Source organism: Nocardioides marinus, from assembly GCF_013408145.1.
GTDB classification, from domain to species: domain Bacteria; phylum Actinomycetota; class Actinomycetes; order Propionibacteriales; family Nocardioidaceae; genus Nocardioides; species Nocardioides marinus.
This window is the reverse complement of sequence record NZ_JACBZI010000001.1, coordinates 3,497,991-3,514,517: the sequence shown is the minus strand read 5'-3', so window position 1 is coordinate 3,514,517 and position 16,527 is coordinate 3,497,991. Positions and strand designations below refer to the sequence as shown.

13 protein-coding genes are annotated in these 16,527 nt (G+C 72.8%); 8 read left to right on the top strand and 5 right to left on the bottom strand.

The annotated features are described in order from the left end of the window. Positions 1-14: 14 nt before the first annotated feature. The 3 genes from BKA05_RS16595 to hutI are packed head-to-tail and all read left to right on the top strand — an operon-like array spanning position 15 to position 3,729. Complete coding sequence (locus BKA05_RS16595; RefSeq protein ID WP_179532413.1) at positions 15-1,286, top strand: allantoate amidohydrolase; 1,272 nt, start codon at positions 15-17, stop codon at positions 1,284-1,286. Beyond that, a complete protein-coding gene (locus BKA05_RS16590) occupies positions 1,283-2,557 on the top strand; it encodes a formimidoylglutamate deiminase (RefSeq protein WP_179532412.1) in 1,275 nt (424 codons plus the stop codon). Before BKA05_RS16595 ends, BKA05_RS16590 begins: the two co-directional genes overlap by 4 nt. Further along, positions 2,554-3,729 carry an imidazolonepropionase gene (gene hutI, locus BKA05_RS16585; RefSeq protein ID WP_179532411.1) on the top strand — a complete coding sequence of 392 codons (1,176 nt, stop codon included), beginning with the start codon at positions 2,554-2,556 and terminating at the stop codon, positions 3,727-3,729. The genes BKA05_RS16590 and hutI overlap by 4 nt, the downstream gene beginning before the upstream one ends. A gap of 70 nt (positions 3,730-3,799) precedes the next feature. Here the strand turns inward: hutI and BKA05_RS16580 are convergent, their stop codons facing one another. After that, positions 3,800-5,419 carry a hypothetical protein gene (locus BKA05_RS16580; protein ID WP_179532410.1) on the bottom strand — a complete coding sequence of 540 codons (1,620 nt, stop codon included), beginning with the start codon at positions 5,417-5,419 and terminating at the stop codon, positions 3,800-3,802. Between the two features lie 59 nt (positions 5,420-5,478). Then, positions 5,479-6,261: a class I SAM-dependent methyltransferase gene (locus tag BKA05_RS16575; RefSeq protein ID WP_179532409.1), complete on the bottom strand. Its 783-nt coding sequence runs from the start codon at positions 6,259-6,261 to the stop codon at positions 5,479-5,481. 162 nt (positions 6,262-6,423) lie between these two features. On the opposite strand from BKA05_RS16575, the gene BKA05_RS16570 reads away from it, so the two are divergent. The 3 genes from BKA05_RS16570 (at position 6,424) to BKA05_RS16560 (ending at position 9,917) form a co-directional block, all read left to right on the top strand. Next, positions 6,424-8,199, top strand: a complete 1,776-nt coding sequence (locus tag BKA05_RS16570; protein WP_218842434.1) for a leukotriene A4 hydrolase C-terminal domain-containing protein — start codon at positions 6,424-6,426, stop codon at positions 8,197-8,199. A 31-nt stretch (positions 8,200-8,230) separates the two neighbouring features. After that, positions 8,231-8,632 (top strand): VOC family protein, encoded by a 402-nt coding sequence (locus BKA05_RS16565; protein ID WP_179532408.1) that lies wholly within the window; start codon positions 8,231-8,233, stop codon positions 8,630-8,632. Between the two features lie 88 nt (positions 8,633-8,720). Beyond that, on the top strand, positions 8,721-9,917 hold the full coding sequence (locus BKA05_RS16560) for an IS30 family transposase (protein ID WP_246289786.1): 1,197 nt from the start codon (positions 8,721-8,723) through the stop codon (positions 9,915-9,917). 61 nt (positions 9,918-9,978) lie between these two features. Here BKA05_RS16560 and BKA05_RS16555 read toward each other — a convergent pair whose 3' ends face one another. Then, complete coding sequence (locus BKA05_RS16555; protein ID WP_179532407.1) at positions 9,979-11,376, bottom strand: M1 family aminopeptidase; 1,398 nt, start codon at positions 11,374-11,376, stop codon at positions 9,979-9,981. Between the two features lie 71 nt (positions 11,377-11,447). On the opposite strand from BKA05_RS16555, the gene BKA05_RS16550 reads away from it, so the two are divergent. After that, a complete protein-coding gene (locus BKA05_RS16550; protein WP_343045719.1) occupies positions 11,448-12,872 on the top strand; it encodes a cytochrome P450 in 1,425 nt (474 codons plus the stop codon). 133 nt (positions 12,873-13,005) lie between these two features. On the opposite strand, the gene BKA05_RS16545 is transcribed toward BKA05_RS16550, so the two are convergent. Continuing rightward, positions 13,006-14,124, bottom strand: coding sequence for a glycerate kinase (locus BKA05_RS16545; RefSeq protein WP_343045718.1), 1,119 nt, complete (start codon positions 14,122-14,124; stop codon positions 13,006-13,008). Between the two features lie 8 nt (positions 14,125-14,132). Continuing rightward, positions 14,133-15,164 carry a LacI family DNA-binding transcriptional regulator gene (locus BKA05_RS16540; protein ID WP_179532405.1) on the bottom strand — a complete coding sequence of 344 codons (1,032 nt, stop codon included), beginning with the start codon at positions 15,162-15,164 and terminating at the stop codon, positions 14,133-14,135. A 122-nt stretch (positions 15,165-15,286) separates the two neighbouring features. Here BKA05_RS16540 and BKA05_RS16535 point away from each other — a divergent pair, with 122 nt between their 5' ends. Continuing rightward, positions 15,287-16,522, top strand: a complete 1,236-nt coding sequence (locus BKA05_RS16535; RefSeq protein ID WP_179532404.1) for an amino acid ABC transporter substrate-binding protein — start codon at positions 15,287-15,289, stop codon at positions 16,520-16,522. Positions 16,523-16,527 lie beyond the last annotated feature (5 nt).

The following is a 16,527-nucleotide window of genomic DNA, read 5'->3' as shown; positions in this document are numbered from 1 at the left end:
CGATAGGAGCAACCATGCCTGCTGACTTCGAGGCGATGTGGCGTGAGATCGCGCCGGTCGGGCGCAACGTCGCGACCGGCGGCTACCTGCGCCAGCCGTGGACCTCGCCGGAGGCCGAGCTGCGGGCGTGGTTCGTCGAGCAGTGCGAGGCCCGCGGGCTGTGCGTGGAGCGCGACGGCCTGGGCAACCTGGTGGGCTGGTGGGACGTCGACGCGGAGGTCGAGCAGGGAGGAGCGCCAGCGACGACCGGGCGTCGAGACCACCCGACCCGCCGGCGTAGCGACGCCGTCCTGACCGGCTCGCACCTCGACAGCGTCCTCGAGGGCGGTGCGTACGACGGACCTCTCGGTGTCGTCTCGGCGCTGGCGGCGATCGACCGGATGCGCGAGCACGCGGTCGTCCCGCGGCGACCCGTGGGGGTCGGGGTGTTCGTGGAGGAGGAGGGCTCGCGCTTCGGGCTGGCCTGCCTGGGGTCGCGGCTGCTGACCGGCGCGACGCCGTGGGCGACCGCGCGCGAGCTGCGCGACCGCGACGGGGTGTTCCTCGCCGACGCGTTGGAGGCGCAGGGGCTGCCGGGGATGGCTCCGGACCACGTCGACCTCCTGGCCGGGGTGACGACCTTCGTCGAGCTGCACGTCGAGCAGGGCCGGGCGCTGGTCGACCTCGGCCACGCGGTCGGGGTGGCGAGCGGCATCTGGCCGCACGGGCGCTACCGCTTCGACATCGAGGGCGTCGCCGACCACGCGGGCACGACCCGGATGGAGGACCGGCGCGACCCGATGCTGACCTACGCGCAGACCGTGCTGGCGGCGAACGAGGCGGCCCGGCTCGCAGGGGAGCGGGCGACCTTCGGGCGGGTCGAGGTCAACCCCAACGGCACCAACGCCGTCCCCTCTCGAGTGACCGGGTGGCTCGACGCCCGCGCGTCGTCGGTGGCCTCGCTGGAGGCGCTGGTCGAGCGGGTCTCCGCCCGGGCGCGGGAGCGCGCCGAGGGCGACGGCACCACGCTGACCGTGACCGCCGAGTCGGTCTCGGGCGAGGTCTCCTTCGACCCCGACCTGGCGGCGTCCCTGGCCGCCGGGCACGCGGGCGGCGACTGGCCGGTGCTGCCGACCCAGGCCGGCCACGACGCCGGCATCCTGTCCGCGGCCGGCATCCCCACGGCGATGCTCTTCGTCCGCAACCCGACCGGCGTCTCGCACTCACCCGACGAGCACGCCGAGGTGCCCGACTGCCTGGCGGGCGTGGACGCGCTGGCCGAGACGCTGACCCGGCTGGTCTCGTGAGCGCCTACTGGCTCGAGCGCGCCTGGGTCGACGGGGCCGTCCTCGACGCCGTGCTGGTCGAGGTCGCGGGCGGTCGGTTCACCCACGTGGCACCGGGCGTGGCCGCGGCCGAGGTGCCGCGCGCGACCCGGCTCGACGGGCTGACGCTGCCGGGCCTGGCCAACGCGCACAGCCACGCCTTCCACCGCGCGCTGCGCGGGCGCACCCAGCGGGAGCGGGGGACGTTCTGGACCTGGCGCGAGCAGATGTACGACGTCGCCGGCCGCCTCACGCCCGACTCCTACCGCGAGCTGGCCGCGGCGACGTTCCGCGAGATGCTGGCGGCCGGCTACACGTCGGTGGGCGAGTTCCACTACCTGCACCACCAGCCCGACGGCCGCCCGCACGACGAGCCGAACGCCATGCGCGACGCCCTGCGCGACGCCGCCGAGACCGCCGGCATCCGGCTGGTGCTGCTCGACGCGGCCTACCTCTCCAGCGGGTTCGGTGCACCGCCGCAGGGCGTGCAGGTGCGCTACTCCGACGGCTCCGCCGCGGCCTGGGCTGCCCGGGCCGGGAGCGGCCCGGCGGCGATCCACTCCGTGCGGGCGGTGCCGCGCGACGAGCTGCACCACTTCCGCGGCCGGCACCCGCTGCACGTGCACCTCTCGGAGCAGGTCGCGGAGAACGACGCCTGCCTGGCGGCGTACGGGCTGACGCCGACGGGCCTGCTGCACGCCGAGGGGCTGCTGGGGCCGGGCACGACCGTCGTGCACGCCACCCACCTCACCGACGAGGACGTCGAGCTGCTGGGCAGCACCCGGACCAACGTCTGCCTCACCCCCACCACCGAGCGCGACCTCGCCGACGGAATCGGGCCGGCGCGGCGGCTGGCCGACGCCGGCTGCCGGATCTCGGTCGGCAGCGACAGCCACGCGGTGGTCGACCCGCTCGAGGAGCTGCGCGGGCTGGAGATGCACGAGCGGCTGGCCACGCAGGCCCGTGGGCACTTCACCGCGACCGAGCTGCTCGACATCGCGACCGCGCACGACGTGCTGGGCCTGGGCGACGTGGGGCGGATCGAGGTGGGCGCCCGGGCCGACCTGGTCACCCTCGACACGACCTCGCCGCGCACCGCCGGCACGGGCGCCGACGAGCACACCGCGGTCTTCGCGGCCACCGCCGCCGACGTCACGCACGTCGTGGTGGACGGCCGGGTGGTCCACCGCCACGGCGACGAGCCGGCCGTGGGTGGCGCGCTGGCCGGGACGATCGGGAGGATCTGGTCATGACCTCGACGCTGCTGACCAACATCGGCGAGCTGGTCACCAACGACCCCGACCGCGCCGGCCCCCTCGGTGCCGTCGAGGACGCCGCCCTGGTGGTCGAGGGCGACCGCATCGCGTGGGTCGGGCACGCGGCCGACGCGCCGGCCGCGGACGCCGCCGTCGACGCGGGCGGCCGCGCGGTGCTGCCGGGCTTCGTGGACAGCCACAGCCACCTGGTCTTCGCCGGCGACCGGGCGCAGGAGTTCGCCGCACGCATGAGCGGGACGCCGTACGCCGCCGGGGGCATCCGCACCACCGTGGCCGCCACCCGGGCGGCGACCGACGAGCAGCTGCTCTCGCACGCGGCGCGTCTGGTGCAGGAGATGCTGCGCCAGGGCACGACCACCGTGGAGATCAAGTCCGGCTACGGGCTGTCGGTGCGCGACGAGGCGCGCAGCCTGGCGGTGGCGCGGCAGCTGACCGAGCAGACGACGTTCCTGGGTGCGCACGTCGTGCCGCCGGAGTACGCCGACGACCCGGCCGGCTACGTCGCGCTGGTGACCGGGCCGATGCTCGAGGCGTGCGCCCCGCACGCGCGGTGGATCGACGTCTTCTGCGAGACCGGTGCCTTCGACGCCGACCAGGCCCGCGCGGTGCTCGACGCCGGTGAGGCAGCCGGGTTGCGCGGGCGCCTGCACGCCAACCAGCTCGGTCCCGGCCCGGGTGTCCGGCTGGCCTGCGAGCGCGGCCTGCTCGCGGTGGACCACTGCACCTACCTCGACGACGCCGACGTCGACGCGCTGCGCGACTCCGGCACCATCGCGACGCTGCTGCCGGGCGTGGAGTTCTCCACCCGCCAGCCCTACCCCGACGCCCGTCGACTCCTCGACGCCGGCGTCCGCGTCGCGCTGGCGTCGGACTGCAACCCCGGGTCGTGCTTCACCAGCTCGATCCCCTTCTGCCTCGCGATGGCGGTGCGGGAGATGGGCATGACGCCCGCCGAGGCGGTCCACGCGGTCACCGCCACGGCCGCGGCGGCCCTCGACCTCGACGGCGCGGACGGCGTCGGCCGGCTCGTGCCCGGTCGCCGCGCCGACCTGGTCCTGCTCGACGCGCCCACCCACGTCCACCTGGCCTACCGGCCGGGCGTCCCGCTCGTCGCCGGCGTCTGGCAGGGCGGGCGCCCGGTGGTCTGACCCGCGCCGCTCGTGTGGTCCAGCGCGGTCCATGGAGCGCGCTGGGCCACACGAGGCGGGGAGGGGCGGCTCAGCGCTTGAACTTCAGGTACGACCAGGAGGTGATCGTCTTGGTGTGCACCTTGTCGCCCCGGAACTCCGCGCGCATCCGCAGTGGCATTCCGGCCAGCTGTCGGGAGCCGATGAGGTAGCCGCGGACCCGCGCGCGTCGGTCCGGGGTCAGGCACGAGGTCTTGGCGTCGTACCCCCACCGGCCGCGCGCGAAGTACTGCAACCGGAGGGTGACGCAGCGGTCCGGGAAGCCCTTGGGCAGGAGCTTCGCCTGCAGCGCGGCCCGCTGGCCGACGCGGTAGAGGTGGTAGCGACCGGCGGTGCCGCGCGGGCGGATCATCTTGGTGCGCAGGTCCGCCTTCACCTCGACGGTCTTGGTCTCGTCCTCGGCGGGGTCGAAGGTGTCGTCGCCGGCGTACGTCGCCGAGAACCAGGTGGGGCGAGTCACCTCGAAGGGGGTCACGAGGGCTCCGCCGGCGGGGACGTCGCCTCGCGCGATCAGTACCTTCTTCTCACCCTTGCGATGGGCGAAGACCTCGACCGCCCGGTTGGTGTCGCCGCCCTCGAGGGTCACGCTGACCATCGCCCTCTCGCCGTAGCCGAAGGTCCGTCCGCCGCTCCTGACCTCGAGTGCCGGCTCGAGCCGGGGCTCGATCACCGTCAGGAAGAGGTTGCCGAGCTCGAACGCGACGAGGTAGAGCCGCTTGTCGCCGAAGGTCGAGCCACGACTGGCCACGCTGGGCTCGTCCCCCAGGTCGTAGCGCCGCATCGGCGTCGTGGACCCCGTCTCGAACACCAGCACGTCGGGGCGGGTGTAGCCGTCGCCGCCCACAGCCAGCATCCCGTCGTCGCGGTACGTCACGGCGTACACCTGGGCGTCCGGCGCGAGCAGGTAGGTGTCGACGGGGGAGAAGTCCTCGGTGCTGAGCGCCAGGGCCTCGCGACTGGTGGATCCGGCGGTCGACACGAGCCGCGATCCGTCGGGGCTGATCGTGAAGTCGACGGGGTGGCGCCCCGGGCGCTCCAGCCGGGGGGTCAGGCTCGGGACCTCGCCGCCCTCGGCGGTGAACGAGTACAGCCCCGCGTCCGTCGCGGCGAACAGCTCGTCCGGGCGACCCGGGCTGCTGTCGATCACCATCGAGGCCCACCGGGCGGAGGAGATGGTCGAGAGGGCCGGGTGCACGCTCGCGTCGCTGGGATCCAGCGCGCCGATGCCCTCGGTCCTCCCGCAGCCCTGGGTGAACCACACCATGCCTGCGGTGAGCGCGAGGTCGCGGGGGCAGGTGTCGGCGCCGGTGTGGATGGTCTCCACCGCGAGCGTCGCGGTGTCGACGACGCCGACGGCATCGGCGCCGGCCGCCGCGACGTACAGGGTGGTGTCGTCGTCGGTCAGCACCATGCCGGAGGCAGCAGGGAGCCCCGTGACCACGTCGGCGGGGACGCCGTCCAGGTCGGTCACGACGATCGTGTCGGTGCCCTGGCTGATGAACACCCGTCCGTGGGTGTCATCGACGACGATGTCGCGGAACCCCTGCAGGCCGATGTCGCGGCCGGGGTCGGCAGCGGCGGCCGGCAGGGGCGCCAGGACGGTCGAGACCACGGCGGCGGACAGCAGGGCAAGGGCGGAACGGCGGAGCATGGGGCCTCTCGGACTCGGTCGACCGGGTCCGGGCGACCAGTCGCGTGACCGCGTGAATGCTACGTGTCGCGTCCGGCGCGGCGCCCCGGAACCCGGCAGGCCACCAGCCGCCCGGCGACCGAGCCGTCCCGGAGCAGGCGGATCATCCGGTCCTGGTTGCGCTGGGCCTCCTGGAACGACTCGCTGTCGCCGTGGTCGCGGCGTACGACGTCGTCGACCGCGTCGGCGGCGTCCTGCCAGTCCTGCGGGGGGCTGTCGAAGTCGCCGAGCCAGGCCCGGTCCACGACCTCCAGCCCGGCCTCGCGCACCAGCTCGTCGAGCTCCTCCGCGGTGATGAAGTGGTTGCCCTCGGGCGGGTCGGTGAGCTCCTCGACCGTGCGGACGAACACGAGGAACCCCACCGCCCCACCGTCCGCGACCACCCGCCGCAGCTCGGCGACCTGGGCGACCTTGTCCTCGACGGTGCACAGCACCCCGAGCGACCAGCCCGCGTCGTACCCACCGCTGTTCACCGGCAGCGCCGCCCCGTCGCCGACGAGCGTCCGGAGCCCGAAGAGCCGCTCCGCGGCCCGGCACGCGCCCTCCATCGGGTCCACCAGCGTCGGCTCGACCCCGTGCGTCCCCTGCACCAGCCGTGCCGGTCCGCCGACGCCGGCACCGCTGTCGAGCAGCCGCATGCCCGGCGCCAGCCCCATCCGGTCGGCCAGCCACTCCAGCGCGGCAGGGCTGCCGCTGCCCCGGCACGCCGCGGGCAGGGCGTGGTCGGCACCGAGCTCCTCGACCGCGTCGGCGGTCCAGGCGGCCACCGTGTCGAACTCCTCCGCCTGCGGCTCCTCGCTCATGCCGCGACGCTACCCACGTCGCAGGCACCGACCGGGCGAGCCGTGGTCCCGGACCAAGACAGGCCGAACGCCGGGAGGGGAGAACCGGCCGAGCCGGCGCATCCACCGGTCCGGCTCGTTGTGCCTGTCTTCGTACGGCGCGCCAGCGGATAGGTTGCGCCCGTGCCCCGCCTGACGCCCGACCCGCACTCCTACGCCCGCCCCCTCGAAGCCGTCGTACGCCGGATGGCGCTCGACCTCGACGTCGACCTCGACCAGCAGCGACTCAGCGGCTCGGTCACCCTCGACGTCGAGCGGGTCGACCCGGCTGCCAGGGAGCTGGTCCTCGACACCTGGCACCTCGACCTGGGCGCGGTCACCGACGGCGACGGCACCCCGCTCGAGCACCACCTCGGCGAGCACGACGAGATCCTCGGTGCTCCTCTGACGGTCCGGCTCGGCGACAGCGACCGGGTCGTCGTCCACTACGCCACCACCGACCGGGCCACCGCGCTGCAGTGGCTCGGCCCGGAGCAGACGTCCTCGGGCCGGCCGTTCCTCTTCACCCAGTCCCAGCCGATCCTGGCGCGCAGCTGGATCCCCTGCCAGGACAGCCCGGGCATCCGCGCGCCCTACGACGCCACCGTCCGCGTCCCCGTGCACCTGATGGCCGTGATGAGCGCGGAGAACCCCACCGAGCGCAGCACCGACGGGCACTACCGCTTCACCATGCCCGAGCCGGTGCCGACCTACCTCGTCGCCCTGGCCGTCGGCGACCTCCGCTTCCGCGAGCTCGGCGCCCGCAGCGGCGTCTACGCCGAGGAGGCCGTGGTCGAGGAGGCGGCGTGGGAGTTCGCCGACACCGAGGCGATGATCGAGGCCGCCGAGCGCCTCTACGGGCCCTACCGGTGGGGTCGCTACGACCTGCTGATCCTGCCGCCGAGCTTCCCCTACGGCGGCATGGAGAACCCCCGCCTCACCTTCGCCACGCCCACCGTCATCGCCGGCGACCGCTCCCTGGTCACCCTCGTCGCCCACGAGCTGGCGCACTCCTGGTCGGGCAACCTGGTCACCAACGCCACCTGGAACGACCTGTGGCTCAACGAGGGCTTCACGACGTACTTCGAGACCCGCATCGACGAGGAGATGTACGGCGCCGACTACACCTCCATGCTGCTCCGGCTCGGCCGGCAGGAGCTGGAGAAGACCCTCGCCGACGCCTCCCCTGAGCAGACCGTGCTGCACGCGGAGCTGGTCGACCCCGACGGGCACCTGCCCAAGCTGCCCTACGAGAAGGGCTCGCTGTTCCTGCGGATGCTCGAGGCCCGCGTGGGCCGCGAGACGTTCGACGCGTTCCTGCGCGACTACTTCGACCGCTTCGCGTTCGGCTCCATGGACACCCCGACCTTCCTCGCCCACCTCGAGGCCGAGCTGCTCGCCCCCGCCGGCCTCACGCCCGCGGACGTGCGGGTGGAGGAGTGGATCCACGGCCCCGGCGTGCCGGACGACGCCCCGGTCTTCTCCTCCGACGCGTTCACGCTCGTCGAGGCCCAGGTCGCCCGGCTGCTGGCCGGCACCCCGGCGGACGACCTCGACGTGGACGGCTGGGTCAGCCACCAGTGGGTGCACCTCGTCCGCTCGCTGCCCGTCGACGCCGACCAGGCTCTCCTCGACGACGTCGACGCCGCGTTCGGCTTCTCCACGACCGGCAACATCGAGGTCGCCACCGCCTGGTTCGAGCTGGTCGTCGGCGCCGGCTGGGTCTTCGAGCGGCCCGCCGCCGACGAGGCGCTGGCCGACCTGCTCACCCGGCACGGCCGGGCGCTCTACCTGCGCAAGGTCTACACCCGCCTCGCCGCCACCGAGCGGGGCCGGGAGCGGGCCCGGGAGATCTACGAGGTCGCGCGGCCGACGTACCACCCCGTCAGCCAGGGCGTCGTCGACCGCATCCTCGCCTGACAGCATCCGCGCGGGCTGGCACGATCGCGGCATGCTGCGCCTGACCGACGTCATCCTCGACTGCCCCGACGCGATGGCCCTGGCGGGCTTCTACGCCGACGTCACCGGTCTGCCCGTCAAGGAGAGCAGCACCCCGCAGTGGGCCGGCATCGACCTCGGCGGCCTCGAGCTCGCCTTCAACCCCGTCGAGGACTACCGCGCCCCGCAGTGGCCCGGCAGCGACCACCCCAAGCAGTTCCACCTCGACTTCGAGGTCGACGACCTCGAGGCGGAGGAGGCCCGGCTGCTCGCCCTCGGCGCGACGCTGCTCCACGACGACACCGACGAGGACGGCTACGGCTGGCGGGTCTACGCCGACCCCGTCGGCCACCCGTTCTGCCTGTGCCGCAACCGCGGCGTCACCTGGGCCGACGGGCGCCCGCACTGGCCCTGAGCCGCGCCCGCGCGGACCACGACGTTCTGCAGGTCTGGAGGCCTTGGGTTCACGCGGTCGTCGCAACATCTAGGCCCCAGGAGGGTGCATGGGTGTTGGAGGCAGACCGCGGGTGCGGCGCAGCGTCGAGCGGGCGTTTTGGGACCTCGTGGCGGAATTTCCCTCCCCGTATGCCGCCGGCGAAGCGATGGGCGTGTCAACTCGCGTGGTGTGGCGCTGGCTCGAGGAATCTGGCGGAGTGAAACCAAGACTGGCCCAGCCGACGAGGTCGTTGACCTACGAGGAGCGCTGTCGCATCGAGGCGTTGCACGCCGCGAAGGTCCGACCTGCAGAGATCGCCAGGCGGCTGGGTCGACACCGCTCGACGATCACCCGGGAGTTGACCCGCAATGCCACCGCTCGGGGGGCAAAGGGCAACTACGGTGCGGTCAACGCACAGAGCAAGGCTGATCAGCGGGCTTGTCGCCCGAAAGTCGCGAAGCTGGCCACGAACCAGCGACTCCAGCACGAGGTGCAAGATCGACTTCGCAAGGACCACAGCCCTGAGCAGATCGCGCGACGGCTCAGGCAGGACTTCCCTGACGATGCGGAGATGCGGGTGTCGCACGAGACGATCTACCAGTCGTTGTACGTGCAGTCCCGAGGCGGGCTGAAGCGGGAACTGACACGCCACCTGCGCACCGGGCGCACGCTGCGTAAGCCCCATCGCCAACCCGATCAACGTCGCCAGCGGTTCGCCGGGATGGTGATGATCAGCGAACGACCCGCAGACGTCGAGGACCGGGCAGTGCCGGGCCATTGGGAGGGCGATCTGATCCTTGGCTCGACCGAGTCCGGATCCGCGGTCGGGACGCTGGTCGAGCGCACCACCAGGTTCGTGATGCTGCTGCACCTACCCGGTGGTCACACGGCCGAGATCGTCCAAGAAGCGATGGTGGCCAAGATGGCCACGCTGCCCGAGCAGTTGCGTCGATCTCTGACCTGGGACCAGGGCTCAGAGATGGCCAACCACATCCAGATCGCCGAAGCGACCGGACTCTCCATCTACTTCTGCGACCCCCACTCCCCTTGGCAGCGCGGGAGCAACGAGAACACCAACGGTCTGCTGCGTCAGTACCTGCCCAAGGGCACAGACCTCTCCTTCTACGGGCCTGGGATGCTCGACCAAGTGGCAGCCCAGCTCAACGCACGCCCCCGCAAGACACTGAAGTGGCGCACTCCCGCGGAAGAACTCGAAGCACTACTGTCCGGACCGTCAGATCCACCTGTTGCGACGACCGGCTGAATTCGCCGGCCGGTTGGCCTGCAGAACGTCGTGAACGGTGGTCCGAGGCGGACCGTCGGCCTCAGTAACCCTTCGGCTTGCCGTCCAGGCGCAGCCAGTCGTCGAAGAGGTCGTCGAGACGCTCCCCGGAGACCTTCTCTGCCAGCCGCTCGAAGTCACGGGTGGTGACGTTGCCGTAGGCGTGCTTGGCGGCCCACTTCCGACCGAGCCTCCTGAAGTCGCGGCTGCCGATCTCGCGCCGCAGCACGACGAGGGTCATGGCGCCGCGGTGGTAGACCGGCTCGCCGAACAGGTCAGCGGGGTCGGTGAACTCCGTCGGCGCCGGGCTCCACAGGTCGTCGTCGGCGTCGCGGGCGTAGAGGGCGTCGAAGTGCTCGCGCGGGGTGCGGCCGTCGTGCGCGCCCGACCAGAGCCACTCGGCGTAGGTCGCCCACCCCTCGGCCAGCCAGATGTCGTGCCAGTCGGTGAGGGTGACGGAGTTGCCGAACCACTGGTGCGCGGTCTCGTGCACGACCGTCGACGTCGACGCCCCGCCCGGCGGGTAGAACGGCCGGGTCTGGGTCTCGAGCGCGTAGCCGACGTACGCGTCGTCGACGACGTGCCCGCCGGAGGAGAAGGGGTAGGCGCCGAAGAGCCTCTCGCAGAACGCGATGACCTCCGGCAGCACCTGGCGGGCGGTACGGGCGCCGCCGACGGCGGAGTCCTCGAAGAACCACAGCGGCAGCTCGCGCCCGTCGATCGAGGTGGTGCTGGACTCCGTGACGTCGTAGCGACCGATGCCGACCATCGCGAGGTACGTCGACATCGGCTCGTCCTGGCGCCAGGTCCACGTCGTGCCGGTGCCGTGCGGGGCGGTCTCGACGAGCTCGCCGTTGGCGACGACGGAGTAGCCCGCGGGGGCGCTGACGCGGAAGGTGAACCTGGCCTTGTCGCCCGGGGTGTTGTTGGAAGGCAACCAGGTCATCGCGCCGATCGGCTCGTTGACCGCGACCGCGCCGTCGGTGGTGCGGACCCAGCCCTCGGTGCTGCCGTCGGGGTCGGTGTGCTCGGGCGGCTCGCCGTCGTAGGACACCACCGCCGAGAACCGGCCCTTCTCCAGCGGCTCGGCCGGTGTCACGACGAGCTCGTCCCCGCGGCGTACGAAGCCCGCCGGCTGCTGGTCGACGACGACCGCGGTGACCTCGGGGCCGGAGAAGTCCAGGTGGAAGCGGTTCATCGCCTTGCGCGCGACGGCGCGGATGCGGACGGTGGCGATGGCGCGGTTGGTCAGCGGTTCGTAGTCGAGCGCGACGTCGTAGGAGCGCACCTGGTAGCCGCCGTTGCCCATCGACGGGAACAGCGTGTCCGGCTTGGCCGCCGCGGGCGGCGCGGTCAGCACCGACGCGGCGACGGCACCGGCCAGGGACGCGGTGAGCGAGGAGGCGAGCAGGGACGCCGTACGGCGCCGCAGGGAGGTCACCTGCTGACAGTAGGTGAGACAGCCGCTCCCGGTCCCCTCATCGCGCTGGACGCCGCTCCTAGGGTGTGGACGTGGCCACCGCGCAGGAGCTCCCCGACACCGCCGACCTGACCGCCGACCGCTTCCGCACCATGAGCGGCGCCTCGGTCGGCCCCCGCGACCTGCCGCCGCCGTCGGGCGCCGCGCTGCCTCCGGGGCCGCGCTGGCCGGTGCTGGTGCAGAGCGCGGCGCTGATGCGCTTCCGGCACTGGTTCCACCCCTACCTGCAGCGCCGGTACGGCGACGTGTTCACCGTCCGCCTCATCCCCGGCGGCCGGCCGCTGGTCTTCTTCACCCGACCCGAGCACGCGCGCGAGATCTTCGCCGGCGACCCGGAGGTCTTCCACGCCGGCAAGGGGAACGCGATCCTCGGACCGATCATGGGCCGGCACTCGCTGCTGCTGCAGGACTCCCTGGAGCACAAGCGGGCGCGCAAGCTGCTGATGCCGGCGTTCAACGGGCACGCGCTCAAGGGGTACCGCGACCTCGTCACCGAGCTGGCCGCCGACGAGGCCGAGCACTGGCCCGACGGGGCGACCTTCCGCTCGTTGGACCGCATGAACGCCCTGACCCTCGAGGTGATCCTTCGCGTGGTCTTCGGCGTCACCGACGCCGACCGGCTCGCGGCGATGCGGCCGCTGGTCAACGCCACCGTCGACATCAGCCCCGTGGTGCTGCTCGGCTGGGGCTACCCGCGGCTGCAGCGGATGGGGCCGTGGAAGCGGACGGTCGACACCCAGGCGGCCCTGGACCGGTTGATCCACGCGGAGATCCGCGAGCGTCGTACGGCGCCGGACCTGGCCGAGCGCACCGACGTGCTGTCCCGGCTGATCCGGGCCGGGGCCGACGAGTCCGGCGAGGAGCCGCTCACCGACACCGAGCTGCGCGACCAGCTCGTCACCCTGCTGCTCGCCGGGCACGAGACCACCGCGACGTCGCTGGCGTGGGCGCTGCGCGAGCTCGGCCAGCACCCCGACCTGCTGCGCCGCAGCCAGGAGGCCGCGGCCGGCACCGGGCCCGACGGGCCCACCGCCGAGGACGACGCGTGGCTCGAGGCGGTCGTGAAGGAGTCGATGCGGCTGCACCCGGTGATCCCGATGGTGGTGCGCACGCTGATGGAGCCCGTCACGATCGGCGGGGTCGACCTGCCGGCCGGCACGACCGTGGGGCCCTCGATCATCGTGGCCCACCAGCGCCCCGAGAACCATCCCGAGCCCGATGCGTTCCGCCCCGAGCGGTTCCTCGGTCAGAACCCGCCGACCAACACCTGGATCCCCTTCGGCGGCGGCGTACGACGCTGCATCGGTGCGGGGTTCGCGCAGATGGAGGGCGTGGCCGTGCTGCGCGAGGTGCTGACCCGTTGGGACGTCGCCGCCGTCGGCCCCGAGGACCCGAAGGTCCGCAACATCACCTCGGTGCCGAAGCGGGGCGCCCTGGTGCGGGTGACGCGGCGCTGAGGGTCGCCGGGGGGTGTGTGAGGTCTGACTGACGTCGGTCAGACCTTGCGTTGTGCGGTCGAAGGTTCGACCGCGAGGGCGAAGGTCTGACCGACATCGGTCAGACCTTCCCGACGCCCCGGCCCCCTGGTCGTCAGCGGGTGGGCGCGAGCTGGTGCAGGTGGTGGCCGAGGTCGGCCCCGACGGCGGTGAGCAGTCGTGCGGCATCGCGCATGGAGACGGCTGGGTCGGGCTCGTGGTCGGCGAGGGACCAGACGCGGCGGAAACCGGCTTCCGCGAGGGTGGCGGCGTCGAGCGTGGTCCGTCCACACACCCCCACCACGGGGATCCCCAGTCGCGTGGCGGCAGTGACCACGCCGATGGGGGCCTTGCCGCGCAGGCTCTGCTCGTCCAGGGAGCCCTCGCCGGTCACCACGAGGTCCGCGGACCGTACGACGTCGTCGAAGCCCACGAGGTCCAGGACCGTCCGGACCCCGGAGCACAGCTCGGCGCCGAGGAGCGCCAGGGCGGCGAAGCCGGCGCCGCCGGCGGCGCCCGCGCCGGGGGCGTCGCGCAGGTCCCGGCCGGTCACGCGCGCCACGAGGTCGGCCCAGCCCGCCAGTGCCGTCTCGAGCAGCGGCACGTCGTCGGGGCCGGCGCCTTTCTGGGGGCCGTAGACGGCGGCGGCGCCACCGGGTCCGAGGAGGGGGTTGTCGACGTCGCAGGCCAGGACGACGCTCACGCCCGCGAGCCGTGTGCGCAACGCGGTGAGGTCGAGGCGGTGGACGGCGCGGAGGCCGGTGGCGCCGGGGGCGATGGGCTCGCCGTCGGCGTCGAGGAGCTGAGCACCGAGTGCGGTGACGAGACCGGCGCCGCCGTCCGTGGAGCAGCTACCGCCGACACCGAGGACGACCTGCCTGCAGCCGTCCTCGATCGCGGTGGCGAGCACCTGGCCCGTGCCCGACGTGTCGGCGGCCCACGGCGCAGGTGGTCCGGGGAGACGCAGCAACCCCGAGGCGTCGGCGAGCTCGACCACGGCGGTGTCGCCGCGCCGGGCGTACGCCGTGTCGACGGGGTCGCCGGTGGGCCCCGCCACCGTGACCGGTCGCCGCTCGAACCCCGCGGACAGCGCCGCTTCGAGGGTCCCGTCCCCGCCGTCGGCCACCGGGACACGGACCACACGGGCCGTGGGTGCGGTGCGGGACACCCCCGCGCGCAGGGCGTCCGCGACCTCACGGGCGGTGAGGGAGCCCTTGAACTTGTCGGCGGCCACCACCACCTTCATGCGGGGGCCGGCCCGGTGGAGTCACGCACGACGAGCTCGGCCGGCACCCGAAGGCGCCGGGGGCGTTTGCCCGGCTCCTTGAGCGTGAGTCCGACCGCGCGCGCCCCCATCTCGACCATGGGCAGGCGTACCGTCGTGAGCGCCGGTGACAGGTCGCCTGCGACGGCCACGTCGTCGAACCCGGTCACCGAGATCTGGGTCGGCACCGTGACACCGGCGGTACGCAGCTCGGACAGGCAACCGATCGCCATGTCGTCGTTGAGTGCGATCACGGCGGTGGTGCGGGGGTGGGACTCCAGCACCCGACGCGCGCCGGCACGTCCCCCGGCACGCGTGAACGCCTCCTCGATGACCGGGACGTCGGCCACCGCGACACCGGCTGCGCCCAGAGCCTCCCGGATGCCGTCGAGCCGGTCGGCGACGGTGGTGAGACCGGTCGACCCGGTCAGGACGGCGATACGTCGGTGGCCCAGGCCGAGCACGTGCTCGGCGACCGCACGCCCCCCCTCGACGTTGGCGGGCAGCACGGCGTCGACCCCCAGGTGGTGGCGGCCGATGACCGCGACCCGGCCGCCCGCGTCGGAGAAGACCTCGAGCTCCCGGCGCGCGGGCAGCTCGATGCTGGGGTCGACGAAGCCGGACCCGGCCACCACGATCGCGCCGACGCGGCTGGCGACCATGCTCCTGATCTGTTGCAGCTCCACCTGTGGGTCGCGGCCGGTGTGGCAGATCTGGACGGTGCGTCCCTGGTCGGCGGCGATGCGCAGGACCCCACTGGCGATCTCGGAGAAGTAGGGGTCCCCGATCTCGTGCACGACCAGGCCGATCGTGGAGGTGGAGCCACTCGCGAGGGACCGCGCGTGCAGGTTGGCGGCGTACCCGAGCTCCGCGGCCGTCGCCCTGACCCGTTGGGCGAGGGACTCGCTGACACCGGGGGTGCCGGACAGTGCGCGCGAGGCGGTGGCGATGGAGACCCCGGCGGCGTCAGCGACGTCGATCAGGCGGGGACGGGTGGTCTGCGGCTTCATCGACGTCCTGTCGAAGATCGATGGAAAGGGATCGGCTGTGATGGTTGCCACAGCGTAGGGGATGTGTGTAGTTTCACGGTAACCGCTTACGTAAGCGCTTACAACAACTTGAGGAGCATCGGATGATCCGCAACCGGACGTCGCGACGCGGCGCCTTCGCCGCCACCGCCTGCCTGGCTCTGGCCACCACTCTCGGTGCCTGCGGGCTGGGCTCGGACACAGCGAGCGGCGAGGGCGACGACGAGATCGTCATCGGCGTCTCGCTGCCGCTCACCGGCGACTTCAGCGAGCCGGGCAAGGGCGTCCAGCGCGGCTACGAGGCCTGGGCCGCCTACGTCAACGAGAACGGGGGCCTCCTGGGCAAGCAGGTCAGGCTCGAGATCCTCGACGACCAGTCGAGCGCTGACCGGGTCGCCTCGGACTACGAGAAGCTGATCAACCAGGACGGCGTCGACCTCGTCTTCGGTCCGTTCTCCACCCGCCTCGTGGTGCCCGCCGCCCAGGTCGCCGAGGACTACGGATTCCTCTTCGTCGAGCCGGCCGGCGCAGCGGAGGAGGTCTTCACCCAGGGGTTCGAGAACCTCTTCTACGCAGCGCCGGCCATCGCCGACGACCACTACAACCTGCTCGCCGAGGCGATCATCGCGATGCCCGAGTCCGAGCGTCCTGAGACGGCCGCGTACGCCACGATGGACGACCCGTTCGCGCAGGGCACCGCCTACGGCCTCAAGGGGAAGCTCGAGGCGGCCGGCATCAAGACCGTCGCCGACGAGGTCTACCCGCCCAACACCACCGACTTCAGCTCCATCGCCGCCAAGATCGCCGACACCAAGGCCGACATCGTGGTCGGCGGCACGCAGTACCAGGACGCCGTGAACCTGATCGTCGCGCTGCAGCAGCTGGACTTCCAGCCCGAGATGGCGGCCTTCTCCACCGCGCCGACCAACCCGGAGTTCCCGAAGGCGATCGGCTCGAAGACCGAGGGCATCCTCTCGCCGACCGGCTACACGCCTGAGGCGTCGTACCCGGAGAACCAGGCGTTCGTGGAGTTCTACACCGACATGTTCGGGAACCCGCCGTCGGAGGACGAGGCCAACGCCTGGACCACCGGCGAGGTCGTGGCTGCTGCCGTGGAGGCGGTCGGGTGCGCCGACCCGTCGCAGGAGTGCCAGCAGCAGCTGATCGACCACCTGCGCGACGCCACCGTCGACACCGTCGTCGGGCCGCTGAGCTGGGACGCACAGGGCAGGCCGGAGAGCGCCCACCTGATCCAGCAGTACGTCGACGGCGAGATCCGGATCGTGCTGCCCGAGGACCAGGCCGAGGCGGAGCTCATCACCGTCAAGCCGGCCTGGTGACCTGA

Excerpts from the sequence above, each read along its gene's own strand:
- BKA05_RS16595 (WP_179532413.1), top strand. The coding sequence starts at position 15 with ATGCCTGCTGACTTCGAGGCGATGTGGCGTGAGATCGCGCCGGTCGGG.
- hutI (WP_179532411.1), top strand. The coding sequence starts at position 2,554 with ATGACCTCGACGCTGCTGACCAACATCGGCGAGCTGGTCACCAACGAC.
- BKA05_RS16580 (WP_179532410.1), bottom strand. The coding sequence starts at position 5,419 with ATGCTCCGCCGTTCCGCCCTTGCCCTGCTGTCCGCCGCCGTGGTCTCG.
- BKA05_RS16575 (WP_179532409.1), bottom strand. The coding sequence starts at position 6,261 with ATGAGCGAGGAGCCGCAGGCGGAGGAGTTCGACACGGTGGCCGCCTGG.
- BKA05_RS16565 (WP_179532408.1), top strand. The coding sequence starts at position 8,231 with ATGCTGCGCCTGACCGACGTCATCCTCGACTGCCCCGACGCGATGGCC.
- BKA05_RS16560 (WP_246289786.1), top strand. The coding sequence starts at position 8,721 with ATGGGTGTTGGAGGCAGACCGCGGGTGCGGCGCAGCGTCGAGCGGGCG.
- BKA05_RS16540 (WP_179532405.1), bottom strand. The coding sequence starts at position 15,164 with ATGAAGCCGCAGACCACCCGTCCCCGCCTGATCGACGTCGCTGACGCC.
- BKA05_RS16535 (WP_179532404.1), top strand. The coding sequence starts at position 15,287 with ATGATCCGCAACCGGACGTCGCGACGCGGCGCCTTCGCCGCCACCGCC.